Genomic DNA, 13974 nt, shown 5'->3' with positions numbered 1-13974 from the left:
ACGCGAGAGCCCCGGCCGAGTGGGCCGGGGCTCGTCGTGTTGTCTTGTGCGTGCGTCAGACGGAGTCCTCACCGCGGAAGAACTCGAAGGTCCAACCGATCGCACCGATGACCAGGACCGGCATCGAGATGATGACGATCCACCAACCGACGGCGGCACCGAACATCACCAGCGCACACCCGAAAGCCAGGATCAGCGGCCACCACGAGTGCGGCGCGAAGAAGCCGAAGTCACCCTCGACGTCCGAGATCTCACCGTCGGGGTCGTCATCCGGACGCGGGTCGCTCTTCTTTCCGGAGAGGGAGAAGAAGAAGCCGCACATGAAGCACAGACCGGCGGTCAGCAGCAGGCCGGCAACCCCGACCGGCTCGATACCTCGAGCGTCCCGCATGGTGAAGAAGGTGTAAATCGCGAACACCAGCAGGATGAAAATGCCGATCCCGTAGAAGAGCCTTGCTTCGGTCTTCATCGCACGTCACCTTCCCGTCCGGCGGAGATGTCAGCCAGAACCTTCTTCGATGCCGAGACGGACGGCGGTGCCGCCTCGGGGTGGTTGAGGTCGAACGCCGGACGCTCCGAGCGGATCCGCGGGATGCGGTCGAAGTTGTGACGTGGCGGCGGGCAGGAGGTCGCCCACTCCAGCGAGGCGCCGTAGCCCCACGGGTCGTCGGTCTCCACCATCGCAGCGGTGCGCCAGGTCTTCCACACGTTGTAGAAGAACGGCAGCATCGAGACGCCCAGGATCATCGAACCGATGGTCGAAACCTGGTTCATGAACTGGAAGCCGTCCTCCGGCAGGTAGTCGGCGTACCGGCGCGGCATGCCGTCGACACCCAGCCAGTGCTGGATGAGGAAGGTCATGTGGAAGCCGATGAACAGCAACCAGAAGTGGATCTTGCCGAGGGTCTCGTCCAGCATCCGACCGGTGAGCTTGGGCCACCAGAAGTAGAAGCCGGCGAACATCGCGAACACGACGGTGCCGAAGATCACGTAGTGGAAGTGCGCGACCACGAAGTAGGAGTCGGTCAGCGAGAAGTCCAGGGCCGGGCTGGCCAGGATGACACCGGTTAGACCACCGAACAAGAAGGTCACCAGGAAGCCGAGCGCCCACAACATCGGAGTCTCGAAGGTGATCGATCCGCCCCACATGGTGCCGATCCAGTTGAAGAACTTCACACCGGTCGGGACGGCGATGAGCATCGTCATCACCGCGAAGAACGGCAACAGCACCTGCCCGGTCGCGTACATGTGGTGGGCCCAGACGCTCACCGACAGAGCGGCGATGGCGACGGTGGCCATGACCAGACCCTTGTAGCCGAAGATCGGCTTACGGCTGAACACCGGCAGGATCTCGGAGATGATACCGAAGAACGGCAGGGCGATGATGTAGACCTCTGGATGCCCGAAGAACCAGAACATGTGTTGCCAGAGCATCGCTCCACCCGTTTCAGGGTCGAAGACATGTGCACCGAACACCCGGTCCATGCCGAGGCCGAACATTGCGGCGGCCAGCACCGGGAACACGATCAGCGCCAGGATCGAGGTGATCAGCACCGTCCAGGTGAACATCGGCATGCGGAACATCGTCATACCGGGCGCACGCATGCACACGATCGTGGTGATGAAGTTGACCGAACCGAGGATCGTGCCGAAACCACCGAGGCCGAGGCCGAAGACCCAGAGGTTTCCGCCGAGACCGGGGCTGAAGGTGGAGTTGCTCAGCGGGGCGTACGCGAACCAACCGAAGGCGGCCGCACCCTGCGGGGTCAGGAAGCCGAACGCGGCGATCAGTCCACCGAACAGGTACAGCCAATAGGCGAACATGTTCAGGCGCGGGAACGCTACGTCCGGAGAACCGATCTGCAGCGGCACCAGCGCGTTGGCGAAGCCGGCGAACAGCGGCGTTGCGAACAACAGCAGCATGATCGTGCCGTGCATGGTGAACAACTGGTTGAACTGCTCGGGGTTGTCGACGACCGACAGACCCGGCGCCCACAACTCTGCGCGGATCATCAGGGCGAGCACGCCACCGAGAAGGAAGAACAGGAAGGAGGAGATGAAGTAGAGGTTGCCGATGACCTTGTGGTCGGTGGAGGTGATCCACTTGACCACGGTGCGGCCGGGGTGACGCTGCGGCGGACCCTTGGGGCTGTCGCCCCCGAGCTGGGCTCCGACCGGAGTGGTGGTTGCCATTACTTGGTTCCTTCCACGACGTCGTCCTGGTCGAACCCGGCGGGCAGGTACTGCTGCTCACCCGGTGCGAAGGTCGAGCCCTTGCGCGCCATCGAGTTGGACAAGAATCCGTTGTAGCCACGGTCCTTGAGCGACTGGATGTGCTTGTTGTAGTCGGCCTCGCTGACGACCTTCACGTTGAAGAGCATCTGCGAGTGGTAGGCGCCGCAGAGTTCGGCGCACTTGCCCTTGTAGGTGCCGATCTCGGACGGGGTGACCTGGAATTTGTTCACCCGGCCCGGAATCATGTCCATCTTCTGCAGGAACTGGATCACCCAGAAGGTGTGAATGACGTCGCGAGCAGTCAGCACGAACTCGACCCGCTTGTTCACGGGGAGGTAGAGCGTCGGGATCGTCTTCTCCGCGCCCGGCTTGCCGTCCATGACGGCCTGGGTGCCCACGTCGTATGCCTTCTCGTCGACGTAGTTGAAGTCCCAGCTCCACTGCTTGCCGACGACGTTGACCGTCACGTCGGGCTTCTTGGAGGTGTCGAGCATCTTGTTCTCGATCTCGACCGTCTTGCCGAACAGCACCGCGACCATCAGGATCGGCACGACCGTGAAGAGGATCTCGATCGGCACGTGGTAGGCGATCTGCGGCGGAAGACCGGTGTCGGTCTTCTTACGGCGGTAGCGCGCCATGCACCAGAACATCAGCGCCCACACGAAAACACCGACGCCCATGGCCCACGCCCAGGTCGCGACCCAGAAGTCGGTGATCTCCGGTGAGAGCTCGGTGACGCCCTTGGGCAGGAAGCCCCGCTCTTGGTATTCGGTGCAGCCGCTGAGCAGCAGCGCTGCGCCGCCGAGGCCGACCGCGCGGATCATGTGCGTCCGCGTCCGCTGACGTGAAGACCCCACGGAGGGGTTTGTCTTGGTTCCAGGCACGCTGAAACCATATCCCAACCTCGTTCGTTTGCGCGGCCAGGGTGGACCGCTTGGCCTGTCCTGTCACCGGATCGATGCGTATCCGGCACGTCCTGCTTGGGACGCTCCCGCCGGGATCGGTGCGGATCACACGAAACCGGCGGGCGGAGGCTGCAAGAGTGCTGTTTCGAGCAACGCCCGGTACCGCTCACGAGACACCGATCGGACGCCCTGCCTGGCTAGGTGCGGCGTCTGCCACTGCACGTCGAAGAGGCGGTTCTCCCCCGCGTCGTCGAACACCAGATCGACCGCCGCCCAGAGCGCGACCTTGCTGGCGTCGGTGACCCGATGGAACATCGACTCCCCGGCGAACAGCCCGCCGACGGACACCCCTTAAAACCCGCCGACCAGGTCGCCGTGCTTCGACCAGACCTCGATCGAGTGCGCCCGACCGAGTGCGTGCAGACGTCCGTAGGCCTGCGCGACGGTGTCGGTGATCCAGGCGCCCGAGCGGGAGGGGTCGGCGCAGCCGGCGACGACCTCGTCGAACGCGGCGTCGACGGTGATCTCGAACTGCGGCCGGCTTCGGCGCAGCGACCGGGACACATGGTGGTCGCCGTGCAGCAGGACGCCGCGCGGGCTGGGTGACCACCAACCCATCGGCGGCGCGCCCCCCTCACTCGTGCCCATCGGGAAGAACCCGTGCCGGTAGGCGTCCACCAACGTGGCAGGGGCGAGATCCGCACCACCGATGACGAAGTCACCGGAGTGCGGCGGGATGTCGACCTCGAAGTCGTACCGCGAGGGCGGGAGTTCTGCCGGCATCGGACTGACCGGGCCCGACTCAAGCCTTCTTCAGGTGCGCCTCGATGTCGGCACGGGCGTCGGCGCCGTACGCCTGCTCAAAACGGTCGAGGAACTCGGCGTGCTTCAGCTCGTACTCCTGGGTGCCGACGGTCTCCACCACGTAGGTGGCAAGCATCGAGCCCACCTGAGCACACCGCTCGAGGGGGAGTTCCCAGGCCAGACCGCACAGGAAACCGGCGCGGAAGGCGTCCCCGACACCGGTCGGATCGGCCTTGGTGCGCTCCCCCGCGACACCGACCTCGATGGGCTCTTCGCCGTGACGCAGCACGACGGCGCCGTCCTTGCCCTTGGTCATCACCTGTACGCCGACCCGACCGAGCACCTCGTCCACGCTCCAGCCGGTCTTCTGCTGGACCAATTGCGCCTCGTACTCGTTGGTGAACAGGTAGGCGGCGCCGTCGATGAGTTCGCGGATCAGCGGTCCGTCACCGAACGCGAGTTGCTGCGAGGGGTCGGCGACGAAGTCGATGCCGCGGTTGCGGCACTCGCTGGTGTGGCGGCGCATCGCCTCGGGGTCGTTGGGGCCGATGAGCACCAGGTCGAGGCCACCGAGGCGAGCCGCGACGGGCGCCAGTTCGATCTCGCGCGCCTCGGTCATCGCGCCGGCGTAGAAGGTCGCCATCTGGGCCATGTCGTTGTCGGTGGTGCACACGAACCTCGCCGTGTGCTTGGTCTCGGACGTGTGCACCGACTTGCAGTCGACGTCATGGCGCTCGAGCCACGATCGGTAGTCGACGAAGTCCTCACCCACCGCACCGACCAGGGCCGGACGCACACCGAGGTTGCCCATACCGAATGCGATGTTCGCTGCCACGCCACCGCGGCGGATCTGCAGGTCCTGCGCCAGGAAGCTCACCGAGATCTTGTCGAGCTGCTCGACCACCAGCGAGTCGGCGAAGCGACCGTCGAAGGTCATCAGGTGGTCGGTGGCGATGGAACCGGTGACGGCGATCTTCATGGCCTGCAACCTACCGGCCGGCACATTCGTGATGAGAATCCGGGCGTGGACAGGCTGGTCTGGATAGCGTGGGCGCGTGACTCACGCGATTGCCTTCCCCACCGCACCACCGTCGTCCGTCGGGGTCGACGCCGCCGGGATCCACAGGTTCGTGGACGCCACCGAACGGGCCGGTTGCGACCTGCACTCGCTGATGATCGCGCGTGAAGGAAAGTTGATCGCGCAGGGGCACTGGTCGCCCTACACCGCCGACCGCGTCCATCTCCTCTACTCCTGCAGCAAGATGTTCACCGCCACCGCGGTCGGCCTGCTGGTCGACGCAGGCGAACTCGACCTGCGTGATCGAGTGCTGGAGAAGTTGCCGTGGTGGTTGCTCAAGACCGACCGTTCACGGATCGACCCGGCGTGGTTCGACGTCACGATCGCGCACTGTCTGTCGATGACGGTGGGTCACGACGACGACGCCTGGCGACGCGGCACCGAAGGCGCGTTCGCCGCCGACGGGAAGCCGGCGGACGTCGACTGGATCGACCTGATCCTGCGTACCCGACTCGACCACGAACCGGGGTCTACCTTCGCCTACAACCAGGTCGCCACCTACCTGCTGTCGCGCGTCGTGGCCCACGTCAGCGGCGAGGGCCTGCTGCCGTACCTGCGTCCTCGGCTGCTCGATCCACTCGGCATCGGCCGGGTCATCACACAGACGGATGCTGCCGGAAATGCCTTGGGGTTCACCGGAATTCACGCGGCGACCGATGCGCTGCTCAAGCTCGCTCAGCTCTACCTCGATGAGGGCGTCTGGCGTGGGGATCGGATCCTGTCGGCTGACTGGGTGCGCCGCGCACGAGTGCCGTTCGGGCCGTCCAACCGTGATCCGCAGGCCGACCCGGACTGGGATCAGGGCTACGGGTTCGGCCTGTGGTGCGCCCGGCACGGCTATCGCGGCGACGGTGCGTTCGGGCAGTTCGCGATCGTTCTTCCCCAGCAACGGACGGTGGTCGCCATGACGGCCGAGACGGTTGACATGCAGCGCATCCTCGACCTGCTGTGGGAGCACGTGCTGCCGGCGATCGACCGCCCCGGCGATCCGGAGGCGGATGCGACGCTTGCCGATCGACTGTCGACCCTGACACTCGACATTGACGAAGTGGGTCCGTTCGACGCACCCGCCGGCGAACACCGCTGGGTCCGAGCCGAACTCATCGGCGCGCAGGTCGATCCGTATTCGGGTGCGGGACGGTTCCCTGAGCACTGGAGCGACGCGACGGTGAGCGTGGCGGACGGCCGGACCACCGTCGCGCTGGAGGCACGCGTCGGCGCCTTCGAACTCACCGTCACTGCGGCCACCTGGACGCAGACGACGTGGACCTTCCCGCACGGCGCGTCGATGCCCGTGCTGGCACGCGGTGGGTGGCAGACGCCGACCCGATTCGTCGCCGATGTGATCGCGATCGAATCGCCGCACCGCTTCCGGTTCGTCGCGGATGCCGAAACAGGCACGTTCGACCTCGGGTGGCGCCTGCCACCGCTCACCGGTACCGAACCCGCGTTGCTCGCGCCGAGGACGTGAGAAAACGACCGAGCCCCGGACACCGCGAGGGTGTCCGGGGCTCGATGCTTGCTGTGGAGGCGGCTCAGCTGAAGGAGTCGCCGCACGCGCAGCTGCTGCCGGCGTTCGGGTTGTCGATCGTGAAGCCCTGCTTCTCGATGGTGTCGGCGAAGTCGATCGTCGCACCCAGCAGGTACGGCGAGCTCATCCGGTCGACGACGACCTCGACACCGCCGAAGTCGCGCACGAGGTCACCGTCGAGGGTGCGCTCGTCGAAGTACAGCTGGTAGATCAGGCCGGAGCAGCCGCCGGGCTGCACGCCGACACGGAGGCGCAGGTCGTCGCGACCCTCCTGTTCGAGCAGGCTCTTCACCTTGGCCGCGGCGACATCGGTCAGCTCCACACCGTGCGTTTCCGTCTGCGTGTCGGTCTGGGCCTCGGTCGCATTGCTGTCGATGCTCATGTCTCACATTTCCTTTGCGGGCGAGTGCATTCGGGCTGAACCGCCGGTTTCGGCGCCGGTCCAGGCGTCCGGGGTGTGTAACGAGAAGGTCGGCCAGAATCTTCCCGTTCGTTCGGACGTACCTAGGGTACGTCGGTTCTCGGGGGTGGTGTCCACGTGCCCGCCACTCGGCGAGCCAGACCCGGCAGTGATTCGGCGAGCTCGGCCGCCGACGCGGGTACGGGACGCATCCAGCCGGACTTGTTGACCGAGTACGCACCTTGGACACCGAGCGACATCTGTTCCCGGCGGCCGACATGCACCTCGTCGGCGAGCACCACGGCCGGGGTCGCTGCCGTAGCGGCGGCCGAGGTCACCTCGGCCAGCACGCTGTGTTCGAGCACCCGCCAGTCGAAGACCTGGGTCGCTGTGACCACGAGGTCACAGTGCGTGATCTTCTCGGCGAGGCCGGTCTGCCCCGCGACGTAGGTAGGACCGGCGACCAGCTGTGCGCCCAGCGCGAACAACAGAAAACCCAAACCACCGGCCGCACCGGCCCCCCGCTCCTTCTCCGGGCGAATCGGCTTGCCCTGCAACAGGTCTCGCCGTGCGGGTATTGCCGCGCGGACGACGTCCAGCCACTCGCCCATCGCCTGCTCGGCGGCTTGGGCGTCGGTCTTGTCGAGGCCCAGTTCCTCTATAGCCGGGTAACACGCCCCGTGGAAGCCGAGCAGTTGCCGGTCTGTGTTCGCGACGGCGGTGACCGTCGTGTCGGCGAGCAACTCACGGGCCCGGCGCACACCGTCCGCGTCCGCCGACCCGGCAAGAGCCCGGACGAATCCGCGGCCGCCGTCGAGACTGCGAACACCGCCGAGTCCGATGACCAGCGTCCGCACGCCGTCGGCGAGCAGCGAGGCCACCGCCGCACCGAGCGACGCGGAGTCTTCTCCCCCGGCAGCCTCCGCCTCGGCCGAGTCGATCCAGGCTCGCGAGCGGTCCGCAGACAGGAAGGCCGGAACCGTGGCTGCCTGGGCGTCGACCACGATCGGTTGTGCGTGCTGCGCGGAGCCGAGCACCTGGGCTGTTCCGATGCCGCCGTCCGCCTGCGGTGCGGTCACCACCTCGACGTGTGGGCTCGCCTCTCGCCAGGCGTTGGCGATCGCCGATGCAGCCTCACCCGCTCCGAGCCGGCCGAACGGTCCGGGTGCCACGAGTACTCGCATGACCGCTATTCCACCGCACGGCAGAGCCGACCGTTCAACGGGTGACTCAGGCGGTCAACCGCAGACCGCCGACGACGCCGGTCGCCACGGTCACCAGCAGCATCAGCGTCCACCAGATGACAGCGGGAACGGGCGTGATCGCGGCGAGTTGGTCGACGTCGGTGCGGCTACGGTCGCGTCGGCGCGTCTTCCACAGCCCGACCATCCCCCAGGGTCCGCTGAGCAGCAGGAACCAGGCCAGGGTGCCCGCCACCGTCGACCGCACGAGGTCCGTGCCGAACCAGGTGATCAACCCGAGCCCGACGCCGAACGCCAGCACCACCCACAGCCCGTGCAGGTTGCGTATCTGCAGCAGGATCGCCGCACAGAGCAGGACCGCACCCCACAGGTAGGCGTTCGACCATCCGTTCGGCACCGCGTACGCGCCGGCAAGGCCGACCAGGCCAGGGGTCACATATCCGGCGAAGAGGGTGGCGACCATGCCCGCGCCGGACGGACGGCCGCGGGAGACCGAGACGCCCGAGGCGTCGGAGTGCAGGCGGATGCCGTGCAGAGATCGCCCCGCGGCGATCGCGACGAACGCGTGACCGCCCTCGTGCATCAGGGTCACCAGGTGACGGGTCAGGGCAAAGACCTGCCGCACCAGCAACGCCGCCAGCGCCGCCGCGGCGCACACGAGAAGGATCGTGCGGTCGGGCGGCGTCGTGGCGGCGATCCGGTCGAGAAGGTCGTTCACGAACCGTTCAACGTCGATGAATTACGTTGAGTGCCGATGTGATCCGACTGTGGGTCAGCGGTGTCAGGCCCCCGGGGTTCGCACCAGGAGCTGTCCGTCGTCACCCAGCAACGGGTTGTGCGCCACCGGCACGCGCTCCGCAACAGCCACCTCACCCGGAGCGGTGCCTTCGCCGTACGGGCTGCCACCGAGTCCTTCGCGGCCGTGCGGCTCGCCCCAGCCGAGCAGGTTCGGCCCCTTGGGGACGATGCCCGTCGGGTTCACGTCGTTGTGCACCACGTAGTAGTGCTGCTTGATCTGCTGGAAATCGACGGTGTCGCCGAAACCGGGCGTCTGGAACAGGTCGCGCGCGTATGCCCACAGGATCGGCATCTCGGTCAGTTTCTGTCGGTTGCACTTGAAATGGCCGTGGTAGACGGGGTCGAAGCGGACCAGCGTGGTGAACAACCGGACGTCGGCTTCGGTGATCGTGTCGCCCATCAGGTACCGCTGGTCCGCCAGGCGCTCGCTGACCCAGTCCAGGGCAGTGAACAGCCGGTCGTACGCGTCCTCGTACGAGCTCTGCTCCCCCGCGAATCCGCACCGGTACACGCCGTTGTTGATCTCGGTGTAGATGCGCCGCATCACCGGCTCCATCTCTTCGCGCAGCGCCTCGGGGTAGAGGTCGGGCGCACCCTCGCGGTGGTACTGCGTCCACTCGGTGGAGAAGTCGAGCGTCATCGGCGGGAAGTCGTTGGTGACGACCTTGCCGGACTCAATCTCGACCATCGCGGGGACGGTGATGCCGCGCGGGTAGCCGGGCTCGCGCTTGTCGTACGCGTCCTTGAGCTTGGGAATGCCCAGGACCGGGTCGACCTGACCTTCGTCGAGGTCGAAGGTCCAGCTGTCGGAGTCGTGGGTCGGGCCGGTGAGGCCCATCGACAGCACGTCCTCCAGACCGAGCAACCGCCGCACGATGATGGTCCGGTTCGCCCACGGGCAGGCGCGCGCGGCGACCAGGCGGTAGCGGCCGGGTTCGACCGGCCACACCTCGACGCCCGCGTCCTTGATCTCACGGGCGAGGTCACTGTCGGTGTCGGCGAGGATGCGGTCGCCGATGTAGCGGGTGTCCCGCTCGTAGGTGCTCTCGATGTATCCCTTGCGTTCAGTCATCTCTGACCTCCAAGTCGTTCCAGCAACAAAGCTTCAGCCAGGCAGACGCGTTCGAACTCGCCCAGGTGCAGCGACTCGTTCGCTCCGTGGGCACGCGAGTCGGGATCCTCGACGCCGGTCACCAGGATCGCGGCGTCCGGGAACTTCTCGGCGAACGCGGCCACGAACGGGATCGATCCGCCGACCCCGATGTCGACCGGCTCCCGTCCGTCCCACGCGTCCTGGAACGAACTGCGGGCGATGTCGTAGATCGGCCCCTGCGCGTCCGCGGCGAAACCGGCGCCCTCGTCGTCCAGGCTCACCTCGACGACCGCGCCCCAGGGCGTCGTCTTCTCGATGTGCTGTCGCAGCAGGTCATAGGCGTGCCGCGGGTCCTCGTCGGCCGCCAGGCGCATCGAGACCTTGGCGCGCGCCGACGGCACGAGCGTGTTGGACGCGGTGTCGACGGACGGCGCGTCGATGCCGATCGTGGTGATGCTTGGTTTGGTCCACAGCCTCGACAGGATCGAGTCCGAACCGATCGGCGAGACCGTGTCGAGCAGACCGCTCTCGGCTCGCAGACGAGCCTCGTCGTAATCGAGTTCGGCGGCCAGCCCCTGCGAAAGTCCTTGCACCGCAACGTTTCCTTGGTCGTCGTGCAACCCGGCAAGGATACGGACGAGCGCGGTGATCGCGTCCGGGACGGCACCGCCGTACATACCGGAGTGGATCGCGTGGTCGAGGGTCTCGACCTGGATCGCGACACGGACCATCCCGCGCAGGGTGGTGGTGAGGGCCGGGACACCGACCTCCCAGTTGGTTGAGTCGGCGAGCACGATCGCGTCGGCGCGCAGCAGGTCGCCATGCTTGTCGAGGATCGTCGCGAGCGAGTCGGAGCCGATCTCCTCCTCACCCTCGACGAACACGTTGACCCCCACCGGCGGCTTGCCGTCGTGGGCGCGGATCGCGGCGAGGTGCGCCATCACGCCGGCCTTGTCGTCGGCTGCACCACGGCCGAACAGACGTCCGTCACGTTCGGTCGGCTCGAACGGCGCAGTATCCCAGTCCTTGTCGTCACCGGGTGGCTGGACGTCGTGGTGGGCGTACAGGGTGATGGTCGGAGCGCCTTCGGGTGCGGCCAGCCGTCCGATGACCGCCGGACGCCCACCCTCGCGGACGATCTGCACCTCCAACCCCTCGGCTCTGAGCAGATCGGCGACGGCGTCCGCGCTCTTTTCGACCTGCGCCTGGTCGAAGGAATCGAGCGAGACGCTCGGGATGCGGGTCAGGGCTTCGAGATCGGCACGCACCTGCGGCATGAGTTCTCGGACGCGGTCACGCAGGGATTCGACTCGATCAGTGGTCACCCTTCCACCGTATCCGCCCGGAAGTCCGCGGTCCGGCGAGGTCAGCGCCACGAACCTGGACTTGCGGGTGTGGTCGGGCGCATCGTCGAACGCACCGTAAGATCGTGGATTGTGTTCGGCCGTAAGAAGGAATCCCAGCAGCCCACCGTCGAGGATCACGAGATCCGGGAGTCGGTGAGCGAGAACGGCGTCCCCGGCAAGAAGGGCCGGCCGACCCCGAAGCGCCGCGATCAGCAGGCCGCCCGCCGTCAGCCGTTGGTACCGGCCGACCGTGATGCCGCCAAGAAGAACGCCAAACAGGAAGCACGCCTCGAGCGGATGAGGCAGAAGGACGCGTTCGCCCGCGGCGAAGAGAGCGCACTGCCCAAGCGCGACCGTGGTCCGATCAAACGGTTCATCCGCGACACGGTCGACAGCCGCTGGAACATCGGCGAAATCCTGCTCCCGCTCATGCTGATCGTGCTGGTGATGACGGTCATCCCGAACCGCAACTTCCAGATCGCCTCGCTGATCCTGGTCTGGCTGGTCATCGTGGTCGGCATCGTCGACTGCGTCCTGTTGTGGCTGCGCCTGAAGAAGAAGATCCGTGCCCGGTTCGGCGAGGACCCGCCGAAGGGTTCGAAGTCCTACGCGATCATGCGCGCTTTCCAGATGCGCCTGTCGCGCATGCCGCGCCCGCAGGTCAAGCGCGGCGAAGCTCCCCGCTGAGTCCGAGCCTCCGGCCGGGCGGACATTTGTTGAACCGAGTTCTCGAAGAGAACCGCTGAACGCCAAGGAGACTCACATGGCAAGCACCACCATCGCCGGACGCACCATCCTGATGTCCGGCGGTAGCCGCGGCATCGGGCTCGCGATCGCACTGCGGGCAGCGCAGGACGGCGCGAACGTCGTCCTGCTGGCCAAGACCGACCAACCGCACCCCAAACTCGAGGGCACCGTTCACACCGCTGCCGCCGAGATCGAGGCGGCCGGTGGCCAGGCGTTGGCGGTCGTGGGCGACGTCCGCGACGAGAACTCCGTCCGATCGGCCGTCGAGCAGGCGGTGTCGCGGTTCGGCGGCATCGACATCGTCGTCAACAACGCGAGCGCCATCGACCTGTCACCGGTGAGTTCGTTGCCGATGAAGAAGTTCGATCTCATGCACCAGATCAATGCTCGCGGCTCATACCTGCTCGCAGCCGCGGCGCTCCCCCAACTTCAGCGCTCCGAGCACGCCCACATCCTGACCCTCTCGCCGCCGATCAACCTCGACCCGAAGTGGGCCGGGCGGCACCTCGGCTACACGATGGCGAAGTACGGCATGAGCCTGGTGACCCTCGGCCTGGCCGAGGAACTGCGCGGCGCCGGGATCGCGGCGAACAGCCTGTGGCCGCGCACCCTCATCGCAACTGCAGCCGTCCAGAACCTGCTCGGCGGCGACGAGGCGATGACCAAGAGCCGCTCCCCGCAGATCGTCGCCGACGCCGCACACGCGATCCTGGTGCGCGACCCGCGCGAGTGCACCGGCAACTTCTTCATCGATGAAGAGGTGTTGCGCGAGGAGGGCGTCACCGACCTGCTGCAGTACGGCGGCACCGACGACCAGCTCGAGCTGGACATCTTCCTCGACTGATCAGGCGCGCGGGGTCTCGGGATCTACGGGCGTCCTGACGCGCGCGGATCTCGATACCCCTGGCGTCTGGGTAATCAGTTCTGCGACAACGGCATCGGGCCGTACACGTCGAACTCACCCTGCCGCAGGGTGACCGCGGTGACGCCTTGGTCGGCGAGTTCCTGCCAACTCTCCGACAGCCACGCCTCGGCCTCGGCCTGCGTCGGAAAGGCGGCGGATGCGTCCTGCTCGCCACCGGTGTAGGTCCACGTCCATTCGTTCATGAATCGACCGTAAACGTTCGCGCTACCCACACGGGTGGCAGCGCACTAGGGTTGCTCGGAACGTCGTCGACGGCGACGACACCGGACCAGGAGTTTCCATGGACGCACGCCAGGACATCCTCTCCCAGCTCCCGATGGACCGCCTCGCGCAGCAGATCGGCGCCGATGAGGCGAGCACCCGTCAGGCGGCCGAGCAACTGATCCCCACCCTTCTCGGTGGCATGCAGGTCAACGCCCAGGACGAACGCGGCGCACAGTCATTGCTCGATGCCCTCGGCGAGCACCAGGGCACTACTCCCTCACTGGACGCCGTGGACCCGCGCGAGGGTCAGAAGATCGTCAGCCACGTCTTCGGTCCGAACCAGGACGAGGTAGCCAACCGCCTCGGCGGGCTCGAGGGTGGGGCGAGCAGCGACCTGATCAAGAAGCTGCTGCCGATCCTCGCGCCGATCGTGCTGAACTACATCGCCGGCAAGGTGCTCGGCGGAGGTGGACTCGGAGGTGGACTCGGCGGCGGACTCGGCGGCGGTCAGCCCGCACCGCAGCAGCCGGGTCAGTCCGCACCGGACGCGGGTCAGAGCCAACCGGGTGGTGGCGGACTCGCCGACATCCTCGGCAGCATCCTGGGCGGCATGGCCGGCGGACAGGGCGGTCAGGCCGGCGGGTCGAGCCTGCCGGGCGGACTCGGCGACATCCTGGGCGATCTCCTCGGCGGCGGACGCCGCTAG

Annotated in this window: 14 protein-coding genes and 1 pseudogene; 4 read left to right on the top strand and 11 right to left on the bottom strand. The window is 66.8% G+C overall.

Annotated features, from left to right (window positions below; all coding sequences use genetic code 11):
* Positions 1-55 precede the first annotated feature (55 nt).
* The 5 genes and pseudogenes from ctaF to FB459_RS08120 form a co-directional block, all read right to left on the bottom strand.
* On the bottom strand, positions 56-469 hold the full coding sequence (gene ctaF, locus FB459_RS08140) for an aa3-type cytochrome oxidase subunit IV (RefSeq protein ID WP_129624027.1): 414 nt from the start codon (positions 467-469) through the stop codon (positions 56-58).
* On the bottom strand, positions 466-2193 hold the full coding sequence (ctaD, locus tag FB459_RS08135; RefSeq protein ID WP_141928094.1) for an aa3-type cytochrome oxidase subunit I: 1728 nt from the start codon (positions 2191-2193) through the stop codon (positions 466-468). Before ctaD ends, ctaF begins: the two co-directional genes overlap by 4 nt.
* A complete protein-coding gene (ctaC, locus tag FB459_RS08130) occupies positions 2193-3119 on the bottom strand; it encodes an aa3-type cytochrome oxidase subunit II (RefSeq protein WP_425472315.1) in 927 nt (308 codons plus the stop codon). Before ctaC ends, ctaD begins: the two co-directional genes overlap by 1 nt.
* A gap of 126 nt (positions 3120-3245) precedes the next feature.
* Positions 3246-3923: pseudogene (aat, locus tag FB459_RS08125) on the bottom strand (leucyl/phenylalanyl-tRNA--protein transferase).
* Positions 3924-3942: 19 nt separating this feature from the next.
* Positions 3943-4923: a carbohydrate kinase family protein gene (locus tag FB459_RS08120; RefSeq protein WP_141928093.1), complete on the bottom strand. Its 981-nt coding sequence runs from the start codon at positions 4921-4923 to the stop codon at positions 3943-3945.
* A gap of 76 nt (positions 4924-4999) precedes the next feature.
* On the opposite strand from FB459_RS08120, the gene FB459_RS08115 reads away from it, so the two are divergent.
* A complete protein-coding gene (locus tag FB459_RS08115; RefSeq protein ID WP_141928092.1) occupies positions 5000-6493 on the top strand; it encodes a serine hydrolase domain-containing protein in 1494 nt (497 codons plus the stop codon).
* Positions 6494-6557: 64 nt separating this feature from the next.
* Here FB459_RS08115 and erpA read toward each other — a convergent pair whose 3' ends face one another.
* The 5 genes from erpA to FB459_RS08090 form a co-directional block, all read right to left on the bottom strand.
* A complete protein-coding gene (erpA, locus tag FB459_RS08110; protein ID WP_129624032.1) occupies positions 6558-6935 on the bottom strand; it encodes an iron-sulfur cluster insertion protein ErpA in 378 nt (125 codons plus the stop codon).
* 122 nt (positions 6936-7057) lie between these two features.
* Positions 7058-8137, bottom strand: coding sequence for a glycerate kinase (locus FB459_RS08105; RefSeq protein ID WP_141928091.1), 1080 nt, complete (start codon positions 8135-8137; stop codon positions 7058-7060).
* Positions 8138-8183: 46 nt separating this feature from the next.
* Positions 8184-8873 carry a M50 family metallopeptidase gene (locus FB459_RS08100; RefSeq protein ID WP_246092372.1) on the bottom strand — a complete coding sequence of 230 codons (690 nt, stop codon included), beginning with the start codon at positions 8871-8873 and terminating at the stop codon, positions 8184-8186.
* Positions 8874-8936: 63 nt separating this feature from the next.
* Entirely contained in the window at positions 8937-10025 is a 1089-nt protein-coding gene (locus FB459_RS08095) for a glutathione S-transferase family protein (RefSeq protein ID WP_141928089.1), read from the bottom strand.
* Positions 10022-11323, bottom strand: coding sequence for a dipeptidase (locus tag FB459_RS08090; RefSeq protein ID WP_141929469.1), 1302 nt, complete (start codon positions 11321-11323; stop codon positions 10022-10024). The genes FB459_RS08095 and FB459_RS08090 overlap by 4 nt, the downstream gene beginning before the upstream one ends.
* 159 nt (positions 11324-11482) lie before the next feature.
* Between FB459_RS08090 and FB459_RS08085 the strand changes: the two genes are divergently transcribed.
* Complete coding sequence (locus tag FB459_RS08085) at positions 11483-12079, top strand: DUF3043 domain-containing protein (RefSeq protein ID WP_239702018.1); 597 nt, start codon at positions 11483-11485, stop codon at positions 12077-12079.
* A 76-nt stretch (positions 12080-12155) separates the two neighbouring features.
* Positions 12156-12983, top strand: coding sequence for an SDR family oxidoreductase (locus tag FB459_RS08080; RefSeq protein ID WP_129624036.1), 828 nt, complete (start codon positions 12156-12158; stop codon positions 12981-12983).
* A 74-nt stretch (positions 12984-13057) separates the two neighbouring features.
* Here FB459_RS08080 and FB459_RS08075 read toward each other — a convergent pair whose 3' ends face one another.
* Positions 13058-13246: a hypothetical protein gene (locus tag FB459_RS08075; RefSeq protein ID WP_129624037.1), complete on the bottom strand. Its 189-nt coding sequence runs from the start codon at positions 13244-13246 to the stop codon at positions 13058-13060.
* Positions 13247-13344: 98 nt separating this feature from the next.
* Here FB459_RS08075 and FB459_RS08070 point away from each other — a divergent pair, with 98 nt between their 5' ends.
* Positions 13345-13974 carry a DUF937 domain-containing protein gene (locus tag FB459_RS08070; protein WP_129624038.1) on the top strand — a complete coding sequence of 210 codons (630 nt, stop codon included), beginning with the start codon at positions 13345-13347 and terminating at the stop codon, positions 13972-13974.

The sequence above is a fragment of the Yimella lutea genome, assembly GCF_006715095.1.
Classification (GTDB): Bacteria; Actinomycetota; Actinomycetes; order Actinomycetales; family Dermatophilaceae; genus Yimella; species Yimella lutea.
The sequence above is the reverse complement of the archived record's forward strand: the minus strand, read 5'-3'. Positions and strand labels throughout refer to the sequence as shown.